This is a genomic window from Bacillus horti, from assembly GCF_030813115.1.
Classification (GTDB): Bacteria; Bacillota; Bacilli; order Caldalkalibacillales; family JCM-10596; genus Bacillus_CH; species Bacillus_CH horti.
Map to the genome: position 1 here is coordinate 1 of NZ_JAUSTY010000020.1, position 23,390 is coordinate 23,390.

General features: G+C 38.6%; 24 protein-coding genes and 1 rRNA gene. 23 read left to right on the forward strand and 2 right to left on the reverse strand.

Annotation, left to right across the window (positions count from 1 at the left end; translation table 11 throughout):
• From rrf to J2S11_RS18120, 12 genes are all read left to right on the forward strand, one after another.
• A 5S ribosomal RNA gene (rrf, locus tag J2S11_RS18065) occupies positions 1-93 on the forward strand; the annotation flags it as partial.
• A 504-nt stretch (positions 94-597) separates the two neighbouring features.
• Complete coding sequence (locus tag J2S11_RS18070; RefSeq protein ID WP_307396947.1) at positions 598-1,251, forward strand: CBS domain-containing protein; 654 nt, start codon at positions 598-600, stop codon at positions 1,249-1,251.
• A 167-nt stretch (positions 1,252-1,418) separates the two neighbouring features.
• On the forward strand, positions 1,419-1,628 hold the full coding sequence (locus J2S11_RS18075) for an alpha/beta-type small acid-soluble spore protein (protein ID WP_307396949.1): 210 nt from the start codon (positions 1,419-1,421) through the stop codon (positions 1,626-1,628).
• Between the two features lie 154 nt (positions 1,629-1,782).
• On the forward strand, positions 1,783-2,850 hold the full coding sequence (locus J2S11_RS18080) for an AI-2E family transporter (RefSeq protein ID WP_307396950.1): 1,068 nt from the start codon (positions 1,783-1,785) through the stop codon (positions 2,848-2,850).
• Positions 2,851-3,215: 365 nt separating this feature from the next.
• A complete protein-coding gene (locus tag J2S11_RS18085) occupies positions 3,216-4,727 on the forward strand; it encodes a M3 family metallopeptidase (RefSeq protein ID WP_307396952.1) in 1,512 nt (503 codons plus the stop codon).
• A gap of 105 nt (positions 4,728-4,832) precedes the next feature.
• Positions 4,833-5,441 carry a 5-formyltetrahydrofolate cyclo-ligase gene (locus J2S11_RS18090; RefSeq protein ID WP_307396954.1) on the forward strand — a complete coding sequence of 203 codons (609 nt, stop codon included), beginning with the start codon at positions 4,833-4,835 and terminating at the stop codon, positions 5,439-5,441.
• Positions 5,442-5,450: 9 nt separating this feature from the next.
• Positions 5,451-6,080, forward strand: a complete 630-nt coding sequence (locus J2S11_RS18095; RefSeq protein ID WP_307396956.1) for a molybdenum cofactor guanylyltransferase — start codon at positions 5,451-5,453, stop codon at positions 6,078-6,080.
• A gap of 34 nt (positions 6,081-6,114) precedes the next feature.
• On the forward strand, positions 6,115-7,377 hold the full coding sequence (locus J2S11_RS18100; protein ID WP_307396958.1) for a molybdopterin molybdotransferase MoeA: 1,263 nt from the start codon (positions 6,115-6,117) through the stop codon (positions 7,375-7,377).
• Complete coding sequence (gene mobB, locus J2S11_RS18105) at positions 7,370-7,990, forward strand: molybdopterin-guanine dinucleotide biosynthesis protein B (protein WP_307396960.1); 621 nt, start codon at positions 7,370-7,372, stop codon at positions 7,988-7,990. Before J2S11_RS18100 ends, mobB begins: the two co-directional genes overlap by 8 nt.
• Entirely contained in the window at positions 7,983-8,456 is a 474-nt protein-coding gene (locus J2S11_RS18110; RefSeq protein ID WP_307396963.1) for a molybdenum cofactor biosynthesis protein MoaE, read from the forward strand. The genes mobB and J2S11_RS18110 overlap by 8 nt, the downstream gene beginning before the upstream one ends.
• Positions 8,453-8,692: a molybdopterin converting factor subunit 1 gene (gene moaD / locus J2S11_RS18115; protein ID WP_307396965.1), complete on the forward strand. Its 240-nt coding sequence runs from the start codon at positions 8,453-8,455 to the stop codon at positions 8,690-8,692. Before J2S11_RS18110 ends, moaD begins: the two co-directional genes overlap by 4 nt.
• Positions 8,693-8,696: 4 nt before the next feature.
• The gene (locus J2S11_RS18120) at positions 8,697-9,713 is read left to right on the forward strand and encodes a ThiF family adenylyltransferase (RefSeq protein ID WP_307396967.1); all 1,017 of its coding nucleotides are present in this window, start codon (positions 8,697-8,699) and stop codon (positions 9,711-9,713) included.
• Between the two features lie 141 nt (positions 9,714-9,854).
• On the opposite strand, the gene J2S11_RS18125 is transcribed toward J2S11_RS18120, so the two are convergent.
• Positions 9,855-10,685, reverse strand: a complete 831-nt coding sequence (locus J2S11_RS18125; RefSeq protein ID WP_307396968.1) for an HAD family hydrolase — start codon at positions 10,683-10,685, stop codon at positions 9,855-9,857.
• A 384-nt stretch (positions 10,686-11,069) separates the two neighbouring features.
• Here J2S11_RS18125 and J2S11_RS18130 point away from each other — a divergent pair, with 384 nt between their 5' ends.
• The 9 genes from J2S11_RS18130 to J2S11_RS18170 all read left to right on the forward strand — a co-directional run bounded on the left by J2S11_RS18130 (position 11,070) and on the right by J2S11_RS18170 (position 19,280).
• Positions 11,070-11,966: a phosphate/phosphite/phosphonate ABC transporter substrate-binding protein gene (locus J2S11_RS18130; RefSeq protein WP_307396970.1), complete on the forward strand. Its 897-nt coding sequence runs from the start codon at positions 11,070-11,072 to the stop codon at positions 11,964-11,966.
• Between the two features lie 144 nt (positions 11,967-12,110).
• A complete protein-coding gene (phnC, locus tag J2S11_RS18135) occupies positions 12,111-12,884 on the forward strand; it encodes a phosphonate ABC transporter ATP-binding protein (protein WP_307396972.1) in 774 nt (257 codons plus the stop codon).
• Positions 12,884-13,699: a phosphonate ABC transporter, permease protein PhnE gene (phnE, locus tag J2S11_RS18140; RefSeq protein ID WP_307396974.1), complete on the forward strand. Its 816-nt coding sequence runs from the start codon at positions 12,884-12,886 to the stop codon at positions 13,697-13,699. Before phnC ends, phnE (J2S11_RS18140) begins: the two co-directional genes overlap by 1 nt.
• Positions 13,699-14,505, forward strand: a complete 807-nt coding sequence (gene phnE / locus J2S11_RS18145) for a phosphonate ABC transporter, permease protein PhnE (protein ID WP_307396976.1) — start codon at positions 13,699-13,701, stop codon at positions 14,503-14,505. Before phnE (J2S11_RS18140) ends, phnE (J2S11_RS18145) begins: the two co-directional genes overlap by 1 nt.
• A gap of 289 nt (positions 14,506-14,794) precedes the next feature.
• Positions 14,795-15,193, forward strand: coding sequence for a Spx/MgsR family RNA polymerase-binding regulatory protein (locus tag J2S11_RS18150; protein ID WP_307396977.1), 399 nt, complete (start codon positions 14,795-14,797; stop codon positions 15,191-15,193).
• Between the two features lie 340 nt (positions 15,194-15,533).
• The gene (locus tag J2S11_RS18155) at positions 15,534-17,204 is read left to right on the forward strand and encodes an alpha/beta hydrolase family protein (protein WP_307396979.1); all 1,671 of its coding nucleotides are present in this window, start codon (positions 15,534-15,536) and stop codon (positions 17,202-17,204) included.
• A gap of 200 nt (positions 17,205-17,404) precedes the next feature.
• The gene (locus tag J2S11_RS18160; RefSeq protein WP_307396980.1) at positions 17,405-18,139 is read left to right on the forward strand and encodes an ABC transporter ATP-binding protein; all 735 of its coding nucleotides are present in this window, start codon (positions 17,405-17,407) and stop codon (positions 18,137-18,139) included.
• Between the two features lie 2 nt (positions 18,140-18,141).
• Complete coding sequence (locus tag J2S11_RS18165) at positions 18,142-18,921, forward strand: ABC transporter permease (RefSeq protein ID WP_307396982.1); 780 nt, start codon at positions 18,142-18,144, stop codon at positions 18,919-18,921.
• Positions 18,922-19,064: 143 nt separating this feature from the next.
• Positions 19,065-19,280, forward strand: coding sequence for a hypothetical protein (locus J2S11_RS18170; RefSeq protein WP_307396984.1), 216 nt, complete (start codon positions 19,065-19,067; stop codon positions 19,278-19,280).
• Positions 19,281-19,563: 283 nt separating this feature from the next.
• Here the strand turns inward: J2S11_RS18170 and J2S11_RS18175 are convergent, their stop codons facing one another.
• Positions 19,564-20,745 carry an ROK family transcriptional regulator gene (locus J2S11_RS18175; protein WP_307396986.1) on the reverse strand — a complete coding sequence of 394 codons (1,182 nt, stop codon included), beginning with the start codon at positions 20,743-20,745 and terminating at the stop codon, positions 19,564-19,566.
• 255 nt (positions 20,746-21,000) lie between these two features.
• Here J2S11_RS18175 and J2S11_RS18180 point away from each other — a divergent pair, with 255 nt between their 5' ends.
• Positions 21,001-22,314: an extracellular solute-binding protein gene (locus tag J2S11_RS18180; protein WP_307396988.1), complete on the forward strand. Its 1,314-nt coding sequence runs from the start codon at positions 21,001-21,003 to the stop codon at positions 22,312-22,314.
• A gap of 189 nt (positions 22,315-22,503) precedes the next feature.
• A complete protein-coding gene (locus J2S11_RS18185) occupies positions 22,504-23,382 on the forward strand; it encodes a carbohydrate ABC transporter permease (RefSeq protein WP_307396990.1) in 879 nt (292 codons plus the stop codon).
• Positions 23,383-23,390 lie beyond the last annotated feature (8 nt).

Below are 23,390 nucleotides of genomic sequence, written 5' to 3' on the forward strand. Positions count from 1 at the left end.
CACACGCGTTCCCATACCGAACACGACCGTTAAGCCTTCCAGCGCCGATGGTACTTGGGGTTTTACCCCTGGGAGAGTAGGACGTTGCCGGGCAAACCAAACGACTTCAATTGAGAAGTCGTTTTTTTGTTGGCGAAAACTCTAAGAAGGACGTCCACTCTCGACATTCACTGGGAGAGTATGCGGAACCTGAATCGCAGCAACTCGAGAAGGGCATCCATGATTAGAGGAAGGTTCCGATGCCGACCTCGGAGCGTGGACAGGGGAAGTGTCGCTCGGTGCGGGAGTACGTTGCCGGGCCAACCAAACGACTTCAATTGAGAAGTCGTTTTTTGTTGGCGAAAACTCTAACAAGGACGTCCACTCTCGACATTTACTGAGAGAGTATGCGGAACCTGAGATTAGAATATACATAAAGAAATATTAAGAAAGGGGAAGGAAATTGACTAATAAAAATAGAACATATCTAATATAGAATATATCTAATAAGTAAAATCATATTTTTTAAGAAAATCATATTAATTTCATTTGTTCCACCATTAAACGTAAAGAATTTTCTTGAAAAGTTCAATGAATGACTGAGGAGGGTAAACCAAAATGAATGCATTAATGTACATGATCCCAAAGGAAAAGCTAGAATTAGCCAAACAAACAGACTCAGTAGAAGATATTTTAAAAAGAATGAAGGAAGGATCGTTTAAAACATTACCTGTTATTGATGAGGCCAAACATTTTGTTGGCGTCATTCATGAAAGTAGTATATATGAATCCTTTTTTTATAACGAAGTAAAGAAGGAAGAATTTCTACAAGCTGAAATTAGGCCTTTGGTTAAGGAGAATGTGCTAACTGTTGATAAAGGCACAGACTTTTTTGAAGTTATTTTGAGGATGGAGAAGCTAGACATTCACTTCTTACCGATTGTTGATAGTGCCCAACAGTTTATGGGAATCGTAACTAGAAATAAAATTTTTGAAGCGTTTGAATCCGCTTTTGGACATAATCGTGATGGATATCTGATTGAGGTTGTATCCATTGATGCTAAAGGGCAGCTGGCTCGTTTAGCTAAAGCAATCTCATCCACTCATTCTAATATTGCAAGTATGGTTCACTTTGATGTAAATGTTGCTAGCCTAGAGCGTGTCATTGTAAAAGTAGAGACTGAAAAAATTGAGGAAGTGTTAGAGAACATTTCTAATGAAGGCTTCAGAGTAACAAATCATCGATTTGTTCAAAAAGTGAAGCAGTCTTAAAGTTCCTCTTGAACTATATTCAAAAAAATTTCTTATGTTTGGTATAAAAAAAGCTAAGTTATCAAATATTAAGAATCCACCTGTTAAACAGGAGGAGATCATATTACTACTTACAATGTACGTACTAACGTGATCTAAAAGAATATAGCATTGGAGGAAATAAAGACATGGCTCAAAACAGAAGCAACAACAGTAATCAATTATTAGTTCCTGGTTTTCAACAAGCTCTAGATCAATTAAAGTATGAAATTGCTCAAGAGTTTGGTGTACAATTAGGCCCAGACACTACTTCTCGCGCTAACGGTTCTGTTGGAGGAGAAATTACTAAGCGTCTTGTTCAAATCGCTGAACAACAACTTAGTGGTCGTTACCAATAATCCATAACGCAACAAGCGCAAAAAGTCCTCACTATTGAAATTAGTGAGGACTTTTTGTATGAGCTTTTTCTTAATACTTATAAATAAAATTCCAAGAGGATCAATCGTATGGTAAACTATTGAATAGTACATAGTTGTGTTTGGGGGATAGAGAATGCCGAAGAATAAGTTCTTTTTAGTTTGCTATGGGATTATTTTAATCCTGCTTATTATCTGGTTAATGACGAAGGTAAGCTTTATTTTTTATCCGATCGTCGTGGCCATCCAGAAGTTGTTTTTCCCATTTTTAATTGCGGGAGTCATGTTTTACTTGTTTAGACCGCTAATAGATTTCTTAGTAAGTAAAAAAGTTCCACGAGTGCTTGGAATCTTACTTTTATATGCTTCATTTATTGCTGTTTTAGTTGGAATTGCCTTTATGATTGGACCTATTCTCCAAGCGCAGGTTAATCATTTGATTGAAAACACACCGAATATGGTTAGAGCACTGAGTGCTGAGTGGGATGCATTCCAAAGCAATAGAGATTCTTTTCCTCCTTATGTAGATGATATTATTGATAGTGTTATGAGCTCCGCAGAAATGATTCTTAGCTCAATAGGAAAAAATTTAGCTAATGTCTTTGGTGTCATTGCTAATGTGGTTATTATAGCCGTCATCGTTCCGTTTATCTTGTTCTATCTTCTTTTAGAGGGAAATAAGGCTCCTCAGCAGGTTTTAAGATTCCTTCCAGAGAGAAATGCAAAGGAAGGTAAAACAATCCTTGGAGACATGAATAAAGCGCTAAGCACGTATGTACAAGGTCAATTCCTTGTTTGTCTTTGTGTCGGAATAATGGTGTATATTGGCTACTTGATTATTGGTATTGAATACTCTTTAATTTTAGCTTTGGTTGCCATGATTACAAATGCGATTCCTTTTGTGGGGCCTTTTATAGGGATATTTCCAGCTCTTATTGTGGCGTTTTTAGATTCTCCAAGCATGGTGTTTTGGGTTATTGTGGTCGTAGTGATTGCCCAGCAAATCGAATCTAATCTTGTTACACCACAGATTATGGGGAAAGCGTTAGATGTACATCCCCTAACAATTATTTTGCTCTTGTTAGTGGCAGGTACGTTAGGCGGGATCTTAGCCCTAATTATTGCTGTACCTACGTATGCCATCGTTAAGGTTATTGCCAAGCACAGCTACAGATTATATCAGCTTAGGGGGCAAAATAAGTAGTAACTAATAAGGGTTACTAATAAGTTTAGGTGTAGCATTATGTTAATTGTCTAAAAGAAACCTTCATATATTTCTAAGTCATATAAAAAAAGAGCTGGGAAAAAGCCCAACTCTTTTTTTATTCAAGCCGTTGTTCAACCGTTCCTTTAATCATTGGAAGGATGATTCCATCAAATAAGCTTAAGCAGCAGGAGCCTGGTAAAGTAAGTTCGATACTTAATTCTATGATAGTATATGTGTGCATCTTCATTTGGTGACTATATAAGACATGTAGAAGCAGGATTCGCTTAGTAAGCCTAGAATGTTTAATACATAAGGTTCTTTTTGGGTTAATGCTAAAAATTCGACTAAAGAGGTGAGCAGATATGAGATCTATAAATAGTGAAAAAGAGCTTACAAGCTATCTTGATGAATATGAAGCAAAGCTGGAGAAATTAGCGACACGTATTGGTGAATTGAGCTATCAAAGATTTTTAGATAAAAAACCAAACCCTGCTCTTGTGGAGTTGAAGAAAGAGAGAGGAAGACTTGCGCTAGATCCTACTTTTCATGAAATCATTCAGAAATGGTCAGATAAAGAGATGGACTTACTTCTTCAAAGAAGGGTAGAGGTTTGGAATAGCCTGAATAGACAGGCAAAGGTTTCAGCTCATCCTGAGGTGATGGACTTAGTTCAAGAGCTGGATGAAAAAATAGTGACTCACAAATATAAATATGGGGAAGAAAGAGTTGAGCTAGGAGAAATCCGAAACCACATAAAAGGGAATCACGATACAGAGCTGCGTAAACAGGCTTGGCTTGCTAATCAGGAGTTATCTGAGCAGATTGAACAAAAGATGCTTGCACTGTTTAAGCTAAGAAATCGCCTTTCTCGCGACCTAGGTTATGAAACATATGTGGATTTAATTCTTGATGGTGCAGGGATGACCAAGCAGGAGGTTACGGGGATTCTCACTGAATTAACGGGTGAGACACAAAGGTATTATCAGGACTACTTAAGACAAGGTGCAGATAGCTTAAACATTGAACAGATTCAGCCTTGGGATGTACAATATATCTTAGATCAACAAGCTGGAGATACAACAGTTGCATTTCCACGAGAGAAGATTACGTCATCAGTTTATGATTGGGCCAAAGGAATGGGCTACGATCTTAAAGAGCTTGGATTAGAAATGGTTTTTGTAGATATTCCATATAATGGGCTATGCATGGGGATTGGTCGTCATGCCGTTAAGGTTTTAGGGAATCCTAAGGATGGATACAGCTATTATCGGACATCCTTTCATGAGATGGGACATGCGTTGCACCACTTATTAAATGGACAAGAGCATTTTGGTTTGAGAAGAGAGCCAAGTGTCTTTAACGAAGGAATGGCAGAAACATTTGGATATATTACTCATCATCCAGATTGGATTAAGTCGTTTGGTATACGGGAGCAAGAGGTAAACCAAATCTTAAAAGGTGCAATCGGTCCTCAGTTTCACTATCTAAGACAAAGAACGGCATTTTGTTTATTTGAGTACGCCTGCTACGAAAATCCAGATCAAGACTTAAACAAGCTTCTGGCTGAGATAGAGAGAACAGTTCTAGGAGTCGAGTATGATGAGACACCACGCTGGGCGGCTAACGCTTGGTTTGTGAATTATCCTGTTTATTGGCAGAATTACGTATTAGCGGACGTTATTGCTAGTCAGGTGCATCATGCTATTGAAAAAGATTATGGTGCTTTGTACCAATCGAAGGATGCATTAGAGAAAGTAATTGATACGTATATTAAGCCTGGTGCTTCTATACCTTGGCAGCAAAAAATCCTCCAAGGCACAGGTAGCTATTTAAAGGCAACTGCTCTTATTAAGGATATGACCCCAAGCGTTTAGATGAAATAAATGTTCCTGTTGATTTGTATTTTAAACTTGCTAGTAAAATCGATACTTTTAGCAGGTGATAGCGTGAATAACGAAAAGAGCAAGGAGAACAAGTTGATGAGCAAGCCTATGAGTATTGTCCAATTAAAACAGCAAATTCGTTTAGAGATGATACAGAAAAAAAAACAACTGCCCAATTCTATTTTTGAGCAATATAATAGCCTGCTTCATGAGTGGCTGTATATGAGTGAAGCTTGGAAGAAGGCTCCTCATGTTGCCTTATATTACTCCGTCGAAAAAGAAGTAGATACACTCAAGATTATTAAACAGGCTTGGCTTGAAAATAAGCCAGTGTATTTACCGAAATGCAATAGGGAGGATAAAACTCTTACTTTTTATAGAGTCGATTCCTTTGAGCAGCTGGAAACTGTTTTTTATGGGATTCCCGAGCCTATTCCCGAGCAATGTGAGTCGATTTCTGTTGAGGAGCTTCGTTTCATCATTGTCCCTGGATTAGCATTCGACCATGCAGGGTTTAGAATTGGTTATGGGGCAGGCTACTATGATCGTACCTTGGAACAGACTGATCCAGCGGCGTGCTTGGTTGGCTTAGTTTTTCCGTTTCAGCTTTACCTTAATCGATTGCCCATTGATCAGCACGATAGATCCGTCCAATTGATTTATACGATTGATGGAGTGATCCAATGTGACCATAAGGAAAGCTAGGTGACAAAAATGGAGCAACAGGAATTTGTAAGTGTTCTTTTAGCAGGTGGAGCAAGTAGGAGAATGGGGCAGTCAAAGGCTCGACTTAGGTTGGAGGGAAAGACTCTAGTGGAGAGACAGTTCGAAGTAGTCTCTCCTTTCTCATCTAGTATTGTCATTGTTGTAGCACCTGAGGATTACCCCTTCTTCGTTGAAATGTTTAAGGATTGTTTTAAAGTACTGATCGTTATGGATCAAGCTAATATCCGAGGATTTGGTCCGTTAGCTGGAATCTATACAGCAATGAATAAAATAGAAGCACAAGCTTATTTTGTTTTAGCTTGTGATCTTATTTATTTTCCTAGTGAGTTATTAGCCAAGCTTAAAGCGTATAGCTTGAATCATTTGGCTCACGAAGCGTTTGTTCCTAAAGAGGGTACATATAATCAGCCATTAGCGGCGATTTATCGATGTGGACCTAGTGTTCTGTATACCTTATTACAAAATAACAAAAAGCGTTTAGCAGACCTCCTTGAAGTATTAAAAGTACATGAGATTAAGGAAGATCAGTGGAGGGGCTGGACGGAGGTGAAAGACCCTTTTTATAATTTAAACCATGCTAAGGATTATGAAGAGATGATACGGAAAGAGAATCTTTAACTTTATTAAAGTTTACAGGAAGGAGCTGAAGCTAATGAGTACGAGAACACCCATCCCTGTACCAGAAGCGATTTCCCGGGTTATAGAAAAAAGTAAAGCAGGTGGAACGGAGAGGGTTCAGCTTAAGGATACAATCGGACGTTATTTAGCTGAAGATATTGTGGCAGACCACCCTATTCCACACTTTAATCGTTCAGCCTTTGACGGATTTGCGATCCGATCTGATGATACGCTAGAGGCTAACTTTGAGAATCCAATTGAATTAAAGCTAATTGAGTCTATTGCCGCTGGACAGGTTGCTACTAAAGAGGTTGGAAGTCATGAGGCAACTCGGATTATGACGGGAGCGCAGGTTCCTATTGGAGCAGATGCCATTCTTGCTCTTGAATTAAGTGAGACGTTGGAAAAAGAGGGAGAGGTTTGGGTTAGACTGAATCGCCCAATTCCCAAGGGGACGCATATCTCCGAAAAAGGGGAGGATGTTCAAGAAGGGGCCATCTTAGCACACAAAGGGAGAAGGATTTCTGCTGGTGAGATGGCTATGCTTGCGATGTTTGGCTATCATGAGGTGCAGGTTTATAAGCAGCCTATCGTCGGGATTTTTGTAACCGGTACTGAGCTGTTACCGGTTGAAGCAGAAATTGAACCTGGTAAGATTCGCAATAGCAATTCCTATATGTTAGAAAGCCAGATCAAGGCTCTAGGAGGAATTCCACAATTTTATGGACTATTGCCAGATGATTTTGAGCTTTGCTATAGGGAGATCAATGAAGCTTTAAAGAAAGTGGATTACTTGATAACGACTGGCGGGGCATCTGTAGGTGATTTTGATTATGTACAGGACATTGTAGCTAAGTTAGGGGCTGACACCCTTTTTAATAAAATTGCTATGCGTCCAGGGAGTGTAACAACGGTAGCAACGTTAGGAGATAAATGGATCTTTGGCTTGTCTGGAAATCCGGCAGCCTGTTTTGTAGGATTTGAGTTATTTGCTAGACCTGTTTTACGTACCTTTAGTGGCTCAAAAGCTCCCCATTTACCTCGCTCAAAAGCAAGGCTTAGCCATGCTATAAAAAAACCAAATCCTTTCACTAGATTTACTAGAGCAAAGGCAGAGCTACAAGGCTCACAGGTTGTCGTTAGCTCCATAGGGGTAGACAAATCTGGTATAGCGTCAGCGTTAGTTGAAGCCAATGCATTACTGGTTGTCCCTGGAGGAACACGAGAGCTTAAAGAAGGGGAAGAGCTTGAAATTATTTGGTTAGATCGGTATGAGGAAGGCTATAAGCATGTCTGAAAGTGGGATTAATGCCCCGGACTTCGTAAATGTTTTACAGGTGGTGGGCTATAAAAATAGTGGGAAGACTACATGGGTATCCTTTCTTGTGAACTGGTTAAGTCAAAAGGGGAAAAAGGTAGCAACCATTAAGCATGATGCCCACGGTTTTTCTTTAGATCAACCCAATACGGATACTTGGAGCCATCAACAGGCCGGCGCTGCCTTAACACTTATTCAATCACCTAATGGGATGGGAATTATTTCTAACCATAAACAGGAGCATCCATTACAGCAACTGATCCACTATATTTCTATTATTGATCAGTATGATATGATAATAGTTGAAGGGTATAAGCTAGAGAGCTATCCTAAGATGCTCCTTATCCGTAATCCAGCTGATTTTAAGCTATTGTCTCTTTTAGAAGCTATTGAAGTCGTCCTTTTTTGGAATGAAGAGGACTTAAAGTATTATAATGAGCGAGATAATGAGGATAAAAAGGAGCAAAATGGTTTGCGAGACGAAGAAATAGGATCTTTTTTCCCCACTTGTCCTGCGTTTCTAATTGAGGATGAAGAGGGAATTATGAGCTGGATGGAGAGCTACCTTTCAAAGGAGGGAAAGCATGGATAATCTGTTTACAATAACAGCAGAAGCCATTTCAATTGAACAAGTTATCGATAAGGTTGTTCATCCACATGCTGGTGCAATCAATACATTTATCGGAACAGTAAGAGAGCTAACATATGGCAAACGTACATTATATTTGGAATATCAGACGTATGAAAGCATGGCTGTGAAAAAGCTGAGCCAAATTGGAGCTGAGATTCAGCAGCGTTGGCCGGATACTAGAGTGGCTATTACTCATCGTGTAGGTCAATTGGCTATTTCAGATGTAGCCGTTGTTATTGCCGTATCAACACCTCACAGAGCAGATTCCTATGAGGCGTCTAGATATGCTATAGAGCGAATTAAGGAAATTGTACCTATATGGAAAAAAGAGCATTGGGAGGATGGAGAGGTTTGGGTTGGAAATCAGCTTGAAACGATATCCTATCCAACAGGGAAACCGGAGCTAGACTGGAGGAGGCTATCATGATTCGAGTTTTACTATTTGCTGGAATTCAAGAGAAATTACAAACACATCAGCTTACCGTTCCATTTGAAGAACTGACTGTACAAGAATTAAAGAGCTATCTAATTGAGCAACACCATGGCCTTAAGCTTGACTTAAATCAAGCTTTGTTTGCTGTTAATCAAGAATTTGCTGACGAAGAGCAGCTAATCAAGGCACAGGATGAGGTAGCGATTATCCCACCAGTGAGCGGAGGATAAAGATATGATGCAGAGCAGATATTCAAGACAGATATTGTTCCCACATATCGGAGAAAGCGGTCAGAAAAAGCTTGGAGAAAGTAAGGTTCTGATCGTTGGGATGGGGGCCTTAGGGACCGTATTGGCTAATCATATGGTCAGAGCAGGAGTGGGGTTCGTTCGCTTTGTTGATCGTGATTTCGTCGAAGCGAGTAATTTACAGCGTCAGATGCTCTTTGATGAGGAGGACGTTAAGGAGCGTTTGCCTAAAGCCGTTGCAGCGGAAAGAAAACTTAGGAAGATAAATTCATCCGTACAAATAGAAGGTATTGTTGGAGATGTTACCGCTTTAACCATTGCCAAGTATGCTGAAAATGTTGACCTTATTTTAGATGGGACAGATAATTTTCAGACACGATTTCTTATTAATGATTACTGCTTTAAACATAATATCCCTTTCTTTTATGGAGGGGCAGTCAGTACAAGAGGCATGCAAGCAACGTTTATTCCTCATGAAACCCCTTGTTTACGTTGCTTATTTGAGGATGCAGGAGGGACGTCAGAAACCTGTGATACAGTAGGGGTGCTTGGATCGATCATCGATGTAATTGCTTCCTTGCAGGCTTTAGAAGCGATTAAATGGATGACTGGAAATAAAGCGGCGATTCGCAAAAGTATGCTTTCAATTGATTTGTGGCATACCCATCAGCATTTCATAAAATGGGGCAAGCCGAAGCATGCTTGTATTACGTGTCAGCTTGATCGCTATCCAGCATTAGCCGTACAGGAAGAGGATCAGTTTAGTACTTTATGTGGTAGGGATACGATTCAGATCACCCCTCGTCATGTGGAAAAAAGAGATCTTGTGGAATGGGAAAAAAGGCTAGAAAAAGCGGGCAAGGTAGAGAGAAATCCATTTCTTCTTCGCTTTCAAACGGATCCGTACACGATGGTGCTCTTTTCAGATGGAAGAGTTCTTGTACAAGGGACAGAGGAGCTCGCGACAGCCAAGTCTCTTTATGCGAAGTATATTGGTATGTAGGTGTGCGTAAGTATAAGGTCAATAAGCACTGGAATCAGCTATAAAATAAAGAACCTTGGATCTAAGCTATCTATGGATGTAGTCCATGAAGCAATAGAGCCAAGGTTCTTTTGTTTTTTACAATAATTGCTAAAGACCTTATTACAAGCTTAAAAAATCATCTAAGATGTCTGAAATACTTTGTACTTTAATGCCGTCATATTCTGGATAATCTAGCTCATTTATATCAATAAACACGGTCTTTATTCCCAAACGAAGGGCAGGAGCAATCTCATTAATGAAGTTGTCCCCAATTGATACGCATTGCTCAGGAGAATAGTTGTGTTTTTTTAGCAGGCTAGAAAAGTGATTACTTGTATATTGAGGCTTCCGTGCTTCTGTAATAATTTCGTCGAAAATGCCTTCAAGGTCCAATCTATTTAAAAGTCTTTGTACATCATCCTCTTGGCTGTTAGTTAGTAAGCAAATTTGCTTCTTACCCTTAAGGTGAAGTAATGCCTGGCGAAGTCTTGGGATGCGAGTAAGCTGAAAGTCGCTTCCAGCCATGTATTCTTTTGTTTTCTCATACGCTGAGTAAGTATCCACTACTCCAAAGTGCTTAGCACAAGCGTTTGGCAGCCACCAGCCGTCTCCTATAGCAATCATTGTTTCAAAGTCACATGTAATAGGAGCTGGATAATCTGAACTGATTTGATCTTGATCTAAAGCTTCTCCCTGCCATGTCCACGCCTCTATAACTTTCATACTGCTAGAATCTACTCTGACGATTTGATCTCTAACTACATCATAGATCCTACCAATTGCCACGGCATGATCGCCGGAAATAATGAGATCGTATTCCTTCTCAAAAGCGTCCCAGTGCTGTTTATCGAGCTCATTTTTCAGCTGTTCAGCATAATAGGAAAAATGATTTGTATCCTCATACAAAGTCCCGTCCAAATCAAAAATAAAATACTCATTTTGGTTAAACATGCTAGTACCTCCCTGTGTTCACTAAATCTTAAGCTATAGCAAAAAGAGGATTTAGTCAACATATTCTGTTTAGGATTTATTGAGATGGGATTTGAGTCTCAGTGAGTAAAAAATATAAATAAAGGAAAGACTACTGAAAGAAATCCTATCTGAACTATTGACGAACATTGTTGAATAGTACATAATAATTTTTGTGTTTTAACTTCATTCTTCACTTTATTAGCTGTCTGTTTCCTACATAAGTTGCAGTAGAAAGCGAACATTATACTTGTGAGCTTTACAAAGATTAAGATTTTGTAAATTAAAGACAACTAGTTGAAAAATGTGTTAAAATATCACGTGCAGGACAAGCATGGTTTTTAAAAACAATTAGGGGGAAAAATTGTGAAGAAATCGTTATTAGTTGTGCTTTCTTTAGCTTTTGTATTTGTTTTAGCTGCTTGTGGTAGTAGCTCAGGTGATGGTGATGTAACGTCTCTAACAATGGGTTTTGTTCCTTCACAGGACGCTGATAAAATTGCAGATACTGTTGAACCGTTACAAGAAAGATTAAGTGAGATTCTTGATGTGGACATTGATGCTCGTGTAATGACAGATTTCGTTGGTCTTGTTGAGGCTATGAGAACGGGTCAGGTTGATATTGGTTTCCTACCTCCATTTGGATTTGTTCAAGCAGAGGAAAGAGCAAACGTTGAGGTTATTTTAAAAGCTGTGCGTGACGGTGAAACTTCTTACCGTGCTCAATACAGCATTCGTAATGACGCTGATCTAGAACATATTCAGAGCTTAGAAGACCTTGTAAACGAAGAAGGAATTCGTTGGGCATACGCTGACCCAACTTCTGCTTCAGGATTCTTATTCCCAGCGTCACAATTATTAGGTCTTGGAGTGGAAGACCTAGACGCTCACTTCTCCCAGCTTGTAGTGGGTGGACATGATACAGCTCTTATTGCACTTCTAAATAACGATGCTGATATTGCTACTACGTATGAGGATGCTCGTGACCGTGTAGAGCAGGACTATGCTGATGTAAAAGAAAGAGTTCGTGTTCTTGGATTCACTGATCCAATTCCTAACGATACAATTTCTGTACGTGAAGGCTTAAGCGATGAGTGGACTCAAAAGATCAAAGAAGCTTTCTTAAGCTTCAATGATGATGAAGAAATGATTCAGGTTATGAGTGATGTATATAACTGGACAGGTATCGCAGAAGCAAAATCAGAGGACTACGAAATCGTTCGTGAAACATATAGAAACTTCGAGGAGCAACTTGCAGAATAATCTAATAAAAACTCAATAGAATATTGAGGAAAATTGCAGATTACTGTATCTTTCTTGGAGATTAGCTGATAAAATAAATAAAAATTGCTGTATAGGGGGAGGATTAAAATCTTCTCCCTATTTTAACGAAAGTTGAGGGGTACAATGATTGAGTTTAAGAATGTTTCACTAACTTATCCAAACGGTCACCAAGGCTTAAAAAATGTAAACCTGAAGTTAAATGATGGTGAATTTGTGGTCGTTGTAGGTCTGTCGGGTGCAGGAAAATCAACATTAATCAGAAGTATAAACCAACTGGTCAAACCTAATAGTGGAGAGCTGCTTATTGATGGTGAAAACACCCTTAAATATGGAGAAAGCCAGCTACGAAAGCTTAGAACTCAGATTGGTATGATCTTTCAAAATTATAACTTAGTTAAAAGAGCTTCCGTGCTTAGAAACGTGTTGTCAGGGAGACTTGGCCATACTGGAACGATTCGTAGTTTACTTGGGCTTTTTCCTAGGGAAGATGTTCATCTAGCTATGGAGAGCCTTAGACGAGTGGGAATTGAGGAAAAGGCATACGTTCGTTCAGATCAGCTAAGTGGTGGACAGCAACAGCGTGTAAGTATAGCCAGAGCTTTAACACAAAAGCCTAAGATTATTTTGGCGGACGAGCCTGTAGCGAGTTTAGATCCTCCAACGTCTCACATTGTTATGAAAGATCTTAAGCGAATTAATAAAGAAGATAACATGACAACGATTGTTAACCTGCACTTTATCGATATGGCTATGGAATATGCTGACCGTATCATAGGAATGAGAGCTGGAGAAGTTGTTTATGATGGACCAGCTAGTGCTGTAACGGAGAAAACTTTCGAAGAAATCTATGGTAGACCGATCAAGGAAGATGATATTCGTGGGGGAGTTGAAGAGTAATGTCTAAACACTCTAATTCTCATAACAGCTTAGACAAGATTCCTATTGTAGCTCCTAAAGCAAAGAGAACTTTATTCATTATTTTAACAGTAGTTATCGGGCTATATGTGATATCTGCAATATTCACTGAAGCATATCCTGACAAGATTGTTACTGGATTGCCCATTGCTGTGCAGTTTGTTGTCCAGGACTTATTTCCACCTAATCTTAGTTATTATAAAACAGTTTTTACTAGAGTTCTTGAAACATGGAATATTGCTTTACTGAGTACGACCTTAGCCGTTATTTTCTGTCTACCCTTTAGTTTCTTAGCGGCTTCTAATATTAACAGAAGCAAAACTTTATACAATGTTGTGCGTTTTTTCTTAAACGTCCTACGTACAATTCCAGAATTAATTATGGCCGTTATCCTTGTAGGTATTGTAGGTATTGGAGCACTTCCAGGGATTGGGGCATTATTCATCTTTTCTTTGGGAATTTTGGCCAAGCTAATTAGTGAAACGATAGAAGCGATAGATCCAGGACCACTAGAAGCAATTAAAGCAACGGGAGGTAATACTCTCCAAGTCATTTGGTATGGCGTAATGCCACAAATTCTACCTCATTATGCTTCATATAGCTTGTATGTTCTTGAAATAAATGTCCGTGCGTCCGTTGTTCTAGGTTTTGTTGGAGCTGGTGGAGTTGGACTGATTTTAAAGCAGCAATTAAGTTTATTTAATTACGGAAATGTATCGATGATTATTTTGATTACTTTTGTTGTAGTAACAATTATTGACTTCATTAGTAATCGATTAAGGGAGAGGTTGGTATAATGAGTAGTCAACGAGAGCCGATTGAGCTCCAAAAACCTAATCGATCCAAATATTGGATACGTTTCTTTATCATTGTAGGTATCATGGGTGTCCTTTATTATATCGCTTTAAGTCAAACCAATATTGTACTTAGAAATACAGAGACATCTATTTTAGGGATGTTGGACCGGCTTTTCATCCAACCTTTTCTAACAGAATCGATAACAAGTAGGGTTCCTGATTATATAGGCTATATGATTGAAACTTTAGCTATTGCCTATGCGGGGACACTAATTGGGGCTATCCTTGCGATTCCTTTTGGCTTTTTAGCCGCTAGAAACATGGTTGGAAAAAAAGCTCAAATTGGAAAATCTATATCTAATGCTGTACGAGCTTTCCCAGAAATTATGTTTGCCATTATTTTTGTTATGTCTGTGGGCATGGGACCGTATGCTGGTGTTCTCGCCATTGGTATTAATTCCATAGGGATGCTAAGTAAGCTATACTCAGAGGTCATTGAGTCTATTGATATGAGTGTCGTTGAGGCCCTTAAGGCAAGTGGGGCTAATAAAATTCAAACGATTTGGTATGGTGTTATCCCTCAAATTATTCCTGAGTTTTCATCTTACGCGATTTATCGTTTTGAAATTGATGTTCGTTCTGCAACTGTTCTTGGAATTGTTGGTGCAGGAGGAATTGGAGCACCACTTATCCTAGCTGCTAACCAACGTAACTGGGAAGCTGTAGGAATGATGCTTATTATTATAATTGTTGTGGTTACCTTAATTGATTATTTAAGTGCATTTATTAGACGAAGAATCGTATAGGTTTAGGACTGGACCCTTAGTAATAAGGGTCTTTTCTTTTCTTGATTTTTTGTCCGAGTAGGTTTAAGGGACGTAGAATATTGGGTATATAAAATTTGGGTATATAGACGTATTGAAGAGTGGTTGGAAGACAGGTATTCTTTTAGTATACTTCTTCAACTTTTTTAGTTAAAATGTGTAGTTTTTGTGACATCATGAACTAAAAGATAATGAAAATCATTCTTTGTACTTTTTCTTACTTTTGTTTCATGATAAAATAATAATAAATATAAAAAAGAAGGTGGAGCACGTGATAGAGTTATATACGTTTTCTAGCTGTACCTCTTGTAGAAAAGCACGTGAAATTTTAACAGAACATCACATCCCTTTCAAAGAACGCAACATGAATACTGAACCTTTGTCAAAGGATGAAATTTATCATATTCTAGCGCATACTACAAATGGTACAACTGACATCATGTCTAAGCGCAGTCAAGACGTGAAGGAATTAGAGGTAAATTTCGATGAGATTTCTCTAAATAAGTGGGTTGATTTAGTTCATAATAACCCAGGCATGCTTCGCAGACCTTTGCTGCTAACGAATGATCATTTGATTGTTGGTTATAACAAGGAAGAATACGAGGGTATTGTTAAGAAATCAAAGCTAAAGCAAAAGAAGCATATTGCTCGTAAAGCAATGTGTGTATAATTAAAGTCAACTAGAGCGTCCGATCATGTGAATCAGGCGCTTTTTTTATGGTTTGAATAGTAGTTGTCCGCAATCCAGGTGATTTAAATTATTGAAATATTCATTGATATGTGTATCTTTGCTTTATTGAAATAATCTGGTCAGACGGTTTTTTGGCATCTATAGTAATTTGCATTTGCGCTCTTAGACTATCTGTTATATACTATATATAACAGATAGTTCAAGGGAGGTGTTCTTACGCTCATTCTATTAACTCTCAGCTAAAAACACCAAATTCTGCAACCAAACTAGAAAAGAGTCGTAGAAGTAAATGAAGAACAATAATTGGGAGAGGTGAAGTATGAAGAATAATTTTGGTAAGAAACTAGTTGTAGGTTCATTAGTTGTTGCTCTAGCAGTTCCAGCGGCTACAGGAGTTGCTGCACAGGCGTCTGAGGTTAGTTCACAGGAGAATGTGGACGTTGTTGCAGGGCAAATTGTACCTATTAGGCAGGCGTTACAGTACATAGGAGCAAGCGTAGATTGGACGAATGCAGAGCAAATCGTAAGGGTTCAATATCTAGATAGAACAATGGATATTGATGTACATGCAGGCACAGTTACAGTTAATGATAGGCCAGTTCCTTTTAAAGGAGAAATTGAATATCATTATGACGTCATACACGTTCCTCTTGAGCTAATTAATGAGGCACTTGGTCTACAATTGGGTTGGGATGCTGCTGAGCAAAAACCAGTTATTGCAGAGGATGCGTATGAGGTTAGAGCGACATCCTTTATCTCCCAGTGGAGGAGTGGAAACGAAGAAGAGGCTTATAGCTTCATGAGTGCTCCTTTAAAGAATGTATTTCCAATGGAGCTGCTTCAAGCACAATGGGGAGGTTTTGCTGCATACTATGGTGGGCATATAGGTGACATAATTTCTATAGACCACGATGAGAACAGTGTACATCATAATGTCCATTTGGTGTTTGAAACGGAGCAAGTACCTGCTGCATTAAGCGTTCGTTTCGACCACAACGGTAATGTAAATGACTTGTATACACCAATAGGTGCTCAAGGCATTAATGAGCCACCAGTGTATGACAATCCTCAAAGCTATACAGAACAAGAAGTAACGATTGGCGAAGGAAATCTTGCTCTATCTGGAACATTGACTTTGCCTCAAGGCGAAGGACCATTTCCAGTCGTAGTCCTTGTTCACGGATCTGGACCACATGATAGAGATGAAGCTGTTGGTGGGGTTAAGGTATTCCGTGATTTAGCGGTGGGACTTGCCGACCAAGGAGTAGCGGTTTTGCGTTACAATAAATTGACCTATGAGCATCCAATTAAATCACACACTGTGGCTACTACCATGCAGCGTGAAACGGCTGATGATGCTTTGCTAGCTGTAGAGCTACTACGTGGAATAGACAAAATTGATTCAGGGCATATATATATTGGCGGTCATAGTCAGGGGGGGCATATGATCCCGAAAATGCTGGAGTTAGACACTTCAGGACATATTGCAGGAGGTGTGCTACTAGCTAGTCCAGCTGTAGCGTTACAAGATATCTTATTAGAGCAGCAGCTTTATGTAGTTGAACGTTTAGAGGAATTAGGAATTCCTGTAGGCGACACTTCCGAGTTGGATGTATTGGCTAGACAGGTAGAGATTCTTAACGATCCACAATATGATCATACAAATGTCCCTGCTGATTTCTTTTTGCCTCCTTCGAACTTCTACTGGTTTGAGCAAAGAGATTATGTACCTGTAGAGGAAGCTAAGAAGCACAATGTACCTTTACTTATTTTGCAAGGCGAAAATGATTGGCAGGTAACGATGAATCAATTTGAAATGTGGAAAAAAGATTTTGGATCGAGTAGCCATGTTCAGCTTAAATCATACCCTAATGTGAATCATTTCTTAGTTGAGTATGACGGACTTTCTGTGGGTATGGAGTATGGACAGCCTGCTAACGTTCTTAAAGCTATTATTGATGATATTGCTGAATGGGTAAAAAATAGATAAACTAGATGTTTAATGGCCTTACGTTATCCTGTCGGATGATGTATGGCTTTTTTTATATTCGTTTTTTTAATGGGTCTAAGAAACTATAAATGTAGTTTTGTTTAAATATTGTTCATAAAATGTCTGCAATTTAATACATTTAAAGGATATTTAAGGTAAAATATACATGTCTGAGTAGTTAAAAATGAGGAGTGAGATTCTTGTCGATTATTGAAATTAGTGAATTAAATAAATCGTATGGTCCGAATGATGTACTTGAAAATATTGATCTAAGAATTGATAAGGGAACAATATTCGGGATTTTAGGTCGGAACGGAGTTGGTAAAACTACTTTTTTAGAATGTCTTGTTGGATTACGGAAGCCTGATAGTGGAACGATTAGAATATTGGATTTTGATGTATTAAAAAATAGGAAACAGGTCCTCGAAGAAATTGGTGTACAGCCTCAGGAGGCTTCGTTACTAAATCATTTGACTGTGTATGAGATTTTGAAATTATTTTCAAGTTTCTATAGAAAGTCAAATTCTGCTGATCAAATTTTGTCCCAGATGAGCCTTGAAGATATAGGTGAAAAAAAAATTAATACTCTATCGGTAGGGCAAAAACGAAGACTACTAGTTGGTCTTGCGTTAATACCAGACCCTCAAATTGTGGTTTTAGATGAGCCAACTAGTGGTGTTGATCCTCAAATCAGAGTCCTAATTTGGGAAGCGATAAGAACATTAAAGAACAACGGTAGGACAGTAATTCTTTCTACTCATTTTATGGATGAAGCGAATCAATTATGTGACACAGTAGGGATTCTTCATGAGAAGAAGTTTATCGTTTGTGGCTCACCTGAAGACATTATCAATACATATTCAACAAATGAAAAAACACTTGAAAACGCTTTTATAAATATAACTGGTCATGATCTGAGAGGAGGATTAGACTGACTATGGAAAAAACACTCGAGAAACCGCAAGTTAATAACTATTTCAAGCAGTTAGTACAGTCTTTGCTTTTTGAAATCATACGGAACCCAAAGCTATTATTTCATATTATGATTTTTCCTATAGCCCTGTTAGGACTATTCTGGGGGATGGGTGCCCTAATCCCAAGTTCTGGAGGAATGGATCAATCTTTTAATGAGTTTATATTTCCAGGTATGCTCGTCTTTGCTCTAATGACTATTGGATTGCTAGGTACATCTGTTCCAATCATTGAAATGAGAGAAAAAGGTGTATTGAAGCTATTCCAAGTTACTCCCCTCTCTACCTTTCAATTTATACTTTGTAACATCGTTGTTCGAATTATTTTATCTTTCATCCAAATTGGTATTTTTTTGCTGATAGGATTGGTGTTTGGTATTATTAAAGTAGGTGTTTTTATTCCAGTATTATTATTATGTCTTTTGGGTATTCTTTTGATGTTAACTCTCGGCTTTTTCTTTGGAAGTGTGTTTAGATCAGCAGAAATAGCATCAGGAGTTTTAAGCTTTCTTATTGTACCTATTTTATTTATTAGTGGAGTGTTGCTTCCATTTAGTATAATTCCAGAATTTATTAAGACAGTATCTATGATTCTTCCCTTTGTGTATTTAGGTGATGCTCTACGCCAAGTCATGCTATCAAGCGATGGTGAATTTCCGTTATATTTAAATATATTGATGCTGTTTTCGTTTAGTCTAATCTTTTTATTATTGACAATAAAAGTATTTAAGTTCCACAAGGAATAATCGTTAGATTATATAAAATAGCCACAGTAAATTGTTCTGTCTTCCGATGTGAATAATATTATGAGCAATGCTAGGGAAGTCTAACAGATATCGAAATAATGAAGTAACAGGATTTCCACTCACAAGGAAGGAGAAGTCAAGGTATGGATACAAGATGGAGTAGAATCATCATGATCATTCTAGGGTTTGTAGCTTTGCTCATTCCAGGTGTAAGAAGATTTGTGTTTTATCGTTTGTTAGGGAATCGATTTATTCGAAATACCGGATTAAAGCTGATTCTAGCCACACCGTTCTTACGTCAGCGGATGATTGCCCGCATTTTCCCGGCACAGGAGGATCAGACAGAACCAAGCACGTGACCTGCTTCAAAAACCTCCTCGGGAATAGGGAGAGTCACGCTGAAGGCAAGAATCTATGATATAGCCTATGTGCACCAATTGTTTGGATCAAATGAATGTGAAAGCCAAGCAGCAGAAAATTGGTGCACTTTATGATTTGGTTACTAACCGTCTAAACACGTCTAATTGAATAAATCCATGATTATTAAAGGCGAGAAGACTCCTTCCTAAATGTGGAACTATAGGTGGGGGATGAATCGCTTTTTAATATTCAAAACCACCTTGCAGCTTTGATACAGGTGGTTTAATAGTTAGGCAAGTCTGTTTTCAAAAAATTCTCGATTGTAAAAGCAGAGACCCCTAGGGCAGCTGAATATGTGGATAAGTTTGAGAAAGTAATCTTCAGGTGTTCTTGGTGATAAGGCAATGTACGTTGTTTTATCACTTGATGTAATGAATCTTGCAGAAAATCCTTGGCCATAGCTAGTCGATTGCCAATAATAATTTGCTGCGGATTAAACGTGTTAATGATATTGCTTATCCCGAAGCCAAGGTTTTCTCCGATGTCATTGAATAGTTCTAGTACGCGTTCATCTTTATCCATTGCTAGATTTATCAAATAGCTTAGTTTTTCTTCATTAGCAACAGGTAACGGGATGTTTAATTGCTCAGCCTTTTGAATGACCGCATGCTCAGAGGCATATAGCTCCCAACAGCCATAGCTTCCACATCTGCATTGAATCCCATTCTCTTTGATCATCATATGTCCCATTTCGCCTGAGAAGCCGTCAGTTCCTCGATATAGTTCATTGTTTAGAATAATACCTACACCTATCCCGATCCCTGCACTAACGTAAATTAAATCACTATGCTCCTGTCCCACACCAAAGCGTTTCTCACCATATGCTCCAGCATTTGCTTCATTTTCAATGGTGACAGGGATGTTGAACTCATTTTCTATCTCATCCTTAATTGAAATGTCTTTCCAGCCAAGGTTAGGGGCGAGAAGGATGTTGCCTGAATTATTGACAATACCAGGTACACCAATTCCAATACCAACGACACCATAATGGCTTTTTGGGGTTTTACTTAACAAAGTTGAAATCATTTCCTTAATGAATTTTGTCACTTGACTATAATCGGTTTGATCTAGCAATGTAATTTTTTCTTCAATGATTTCACCCTGCAGGTCTGTCAATAGTCCTAGAATGTAATTCACACCAAGGTCGATGCCGATCGTAAATCCGGCTTTTTGGTTGAATAATAACATCACGGGTCGTCGTCCACCGTTCGATTCACCTGGTCCAACCTCAAGACATAAATGCTCATCTAGCAATTCTTTAACCAAGGAAGAGACGGTACCCTTATTTAATTGGGTTCTTAAAGAAATATCAGCGCGTGAGAGGGGGGCTTCATTGTTGATGATTTGTAGTACTAGTGATTTATTACTTACTTTAACGAAGTGTTGATTCCAAGTCATTTTCATATACTAAAACTCCTCTTACTATAGACAGTAGTATGATATATCAGAAGATAATTGAATTTACAGCTAGTATAGCACAAACGATATTCTAAAAACATTTAGTTTAACCATTAGATAAACAAAGTCGTAAGTATAAAGGAAATAATGACTTAGAAAGGATGTTTTCAAACTATAAATACTTAGTTCGTTCGATAGACAAACAAGGAATTATCTGATATTCTTAAATTGTCAAATTATTAATTATTAGGGGGTTTAAGTATGTTAAAAAAGAAAGCGGTTACAAATTATTTTATTGTAATCATTTCTGCATTGTTGCTGCTTGCTGGCTGTTCAAGTGCTGGGAATAATGAAACGTCTGGTCGTGCGAATGGGGAAGCGGGGGAAGTAGTCATTAATTTTATGCACCTCTGGCCAGAAGGCAGCTCAAAGGATCATTATGAAATTGTAAACAAGATCATTGCTCAGTTTGAAGAAGAAAACCAGGGAACCACAGTAAAGGTAGAGGTACTTGGAAATGAGCAGTACAAGGAAAGGTTAAGAGTGATTTCTTCCGGAAACCAGCTTCCGGATGTTGGGATGACATGGGCAGCAGGATTTTTGACCCCTTATGTTGATGGAAACATGTTTACTCCCTTAAATGACATCTTAGATGCTGGTTTACAAGAGAAATTCGTTTCCGGAACAACAGAAGCCTACGGGATCGATGGGAATATATACGGTCTGCCATTAGAATTGAACATTGCCCCTATTTTCTATAATAAAGAGATCTTTGAAGAATACAATCTCGATGTGCCTACAACTTATGAACAATTCAAACAAGTAATTCAAACGTTAAATGATAACGGTGTAGCTCCAATTGCTTTAGGAAATAGAGATCGCTGGACAGGATCATTGTGGTATATGTATCTTGCGGACCGAATTGCTGGAGCAGAAACGTTAACAAATGCGATTCTTCGTTCAGATTCTTTTGAAAACGTGGCGCTTACCCAAGCGGCTGAAGAAGTTCAAAACCTTGTAGATTTAGGAGCTTTTGCTGCGGGCTACAATGCTTTATCCGATGAAGAGGCTAAGAGCTTGTTTATGAACGGTCAGGCGGCGATGTATTTAATCGGGTCTTGGGATTTACCTAACTACACAACAAATGAAGATGTTCCTCAAGAGTTTCGAGATTCTATTGGTTTTTTTAATTTCCCAACTGTTGATGGAAAGGGAGATTTAAATAGCTGGGTCGGAGGACCGGGCGTTGGCTTATTCGTAGCAGAGAACTCTGATGTGAAGGAGGATGCCAAAGCGTTTGTCACTTACTTTATAGAAAAGTGGGGGCAGCAGGCTGTAAGCGATGCTGGTGTAATACCCGCGACGATCGTCGATACTTCTGCTGTACAGCTTCCAGATCTATATATTGAAGTGTTGGATGAGTTAACACAAGCTAGTAATATTACACTTTTTGCTGACGTGCAGTTGAATCCAGACGTTGCACAAGTACATTTAGATGCCATTCAATCATTATTTGGTGGGCAGATCACACCTCAAGCATATGGACAGCTACATGAAGAAGCCCTTTCCAAATAGGGTGGATAAGAGTGTTCTAGACCTCTTTCTCTATCTCAACGCAGAAAACTCGGCTGTCGTCGAGTTTTCTTTATAGGATAAGATTCAATATACGATAAGAAAGCATTCAATTTGTCACTATGTTTTTTTCAAAGCTAATACTTTCTAATTGCAGGAGATAGGACGTCAACAAAGATTGGAGGTGCTGGTTTGAATAAAGTAATGTCTAACAAGCTCTACATTGCTTTATATACTCTCCCAGCGTTAATCTTTATAGCAGTTATGATTTATATTCCTCTAGTACTGACAGGTTACTATGGACTAATGGACTGGGACGGAATAGGGGCAATGCGTTTTATTGGCTTAGAAAATTATATCAACGTTATACAAGATGGTAAATTTTGGACCAGTGCTCATCATTCTTTTTTACTCGCTATATTTTCTACGCTAAGTTTAGCCATCTATTTAGCCATATCCTTAGTCTTAGCATCAAAAATAAGAGGCGCTGACCTACTTAGAAAAATCTACTTAATTCCAATGCTGCTATCCTCTGTAGCGATTGCCCAGCTGTGGATTAAAATTTATAATCCTGCAAATGGTGTACTAAATAATATACTTAGAGCCATTGGGATTGATAATCCACCAGTTTGGCTAGGTGATCCCAATATTGTTTTATACGCCATTTTCATTCCAATCTTATGGCAATACGCTGGCTTTTACATCCTAATCTACTTCGCAGCGCTGAAGAATATTCCTGAACAAATCGTAGAAGCAGCAAAAATCGATGGTGCCTCAGCCCTGCAAATTGCCTATAAGATTAAGCTTCCGTTGATTATGGGAGTTGTGAAAGTCACCATCGTATTAGCGATCGTTGGTTCTATGAAGTATTTTGACTTAATCTATGTAATGACAGGTGGAGGACCTAGTGGAGCAAGTGAGGTTATGGCTTCTTATATGTATAAAATGGCCTTTTCAAGCTATAACTTTGGCTATGGAAGTGCGATTGGCTTCATGCTTCTGCTCATTACACTTTTTGTGACCATCATTATCCGAAAGATAACATCAAATTCTAAAGAAATCCAATATTAAGGGGGGTT

Excerpts from the sequence above, each read along its gene's own strand:
- J2S11_RS18070 (WP_307396947.1), top strand. The coding sequence starts at position 598 with ATGAATGCATTAATGTACATGATCCCAAAGGAAAAGCTAGAATTAGCC.
- J2S11_RS18120 (WP_307396967.1), top strand. The coding sequence starts at position 8,697 with ATGATGCAGAGCAGATATTCAAGACAGATATTGTTCCCACATATCGGA.
- J2S11_RS18175 (WP_307396986.1), bottom strand. The coding sequence starts at position 20,745 with ATGAAAATGACTTGGAATCAACACTTCGTTAAAGTAAGTAATAAATCA.
- J2S11_RS18170 (WP_307396984.1), top strand. The coding sequence starts at position 19,065 with ATGGATACAAGATGGAGTAGAATCATCATGATCATTCTAGGGTTTGTA.
- phnE (WP_307396974.1), top strand. The coding sequence starts at position 12,884 with ATGTCTAAACACTCTAATTCTCATAACAGCTTAGACAAGATTCCTATT.
- phnE (WP_307396976.1), top strand. The coding sequence starts at position 13,699 with ATGAGTAGTCAACGAGAGCCGATTGAGCTCCAAAAACCTAATCGATCC.
- J2S11_RS18085 (WP_307396952.1), top strand. The coding sequence starts at position 3,216 with ATGAGATCTATAAATAGTGAAAAAGAGCTTACAAGCTATCTTGATGAA.
- J2S11_RS18080 (WP_307396950.1), top strand. The coding sequence starts at position 1,783 with ATGCCGAAGAATAAGTTCTTTTTAGTTTGCTATGGGATTATTTTAATC.
- phnC (WP_307396972.1), top strand. The coding sequence starts at position 12,111 with ATGATTGAGTTTAAGAATGTTTCACTAACTTATCCAAACGGTCACCAA.
- J2S11_RS18100 (WP_307396958.1), top strand. The coding sequence starts at position 6,115 with ATGAGTACGAGAACACCCATCCCTGTACCAGAAGCGATTTCCCGGGTT.
- J2S11_RS18125 (WP_307396968.1), bottom strand. The coding sequence starts at position 10,685 with ATGTTTAACCAAAATGAGTATTTTATTTTTGATTTGGACGGGACTTTG.
- J2S11_RS18075 (WP_307396949.1), top strand. The coding sequence starts at position 1,419 with ATGGCTCAAAACAGAAGCAACAACAGTAATCAATTATTAGTTCCTGGT.
- J2S11_RS18110 (WP_307396963.1), top strand. The coding sequence starts at position 7,983 with ATGGATAATCTGTTTACAATAACAGCAGAAGCCATTTCAATTGAACAA.
- moaD (WP_307396965.1), top strand. The coding sequence starts at position 8,453 with ATGATTCGAGTTTTACTATTTGCTGGAATTCAAGAGAAATTACAAACA.
- J2S11_RS18165 (WP_307396982.1), top strand. The coding sequence starts at position 18,142 with ATGGAAAAAACACTCGAGAAACCGCAAGTTAATAACTATTTCAAGCAG.
- mobB (WP_307396960.1), top strand. The coding sequence starts at position 7,370 with ATGTCTGAAAGTGGGATTAATGCCCCGGACTTCGTAAATGTTTTACAG.
- J2S11_RS18155 (WP_307396979.1), top strand. The coding sequence starts at position 15,534 with ATGAAGAATAATTTTGGTAAGAAACTAGTTGTAGGTTCATTAGTTGTT.
- J2S11_RS18095 (WP_307396956.1), top strand. The coding sequence starts at position 5,451 with ATGGAGCAACAGGAATTTGTAAGTGTTCTTTTAGCAGGTGGAGCAAGT.
- J2S11_RS18090 (WP_307396954.1), top strand. The coding sequence starts at position 4,833 with ATGAGCAAGCCTATGAGTATTGTCCAATTAAAACAGCAAATTCGTTTA.
- J2S11_RS18180 (WP_307396988.1), top strand. The coding sequence starts at position 21,001 with ATGTTAAAAAAGAAAGCGGTTACAAATTATTTTATTGTAATCATTTCT.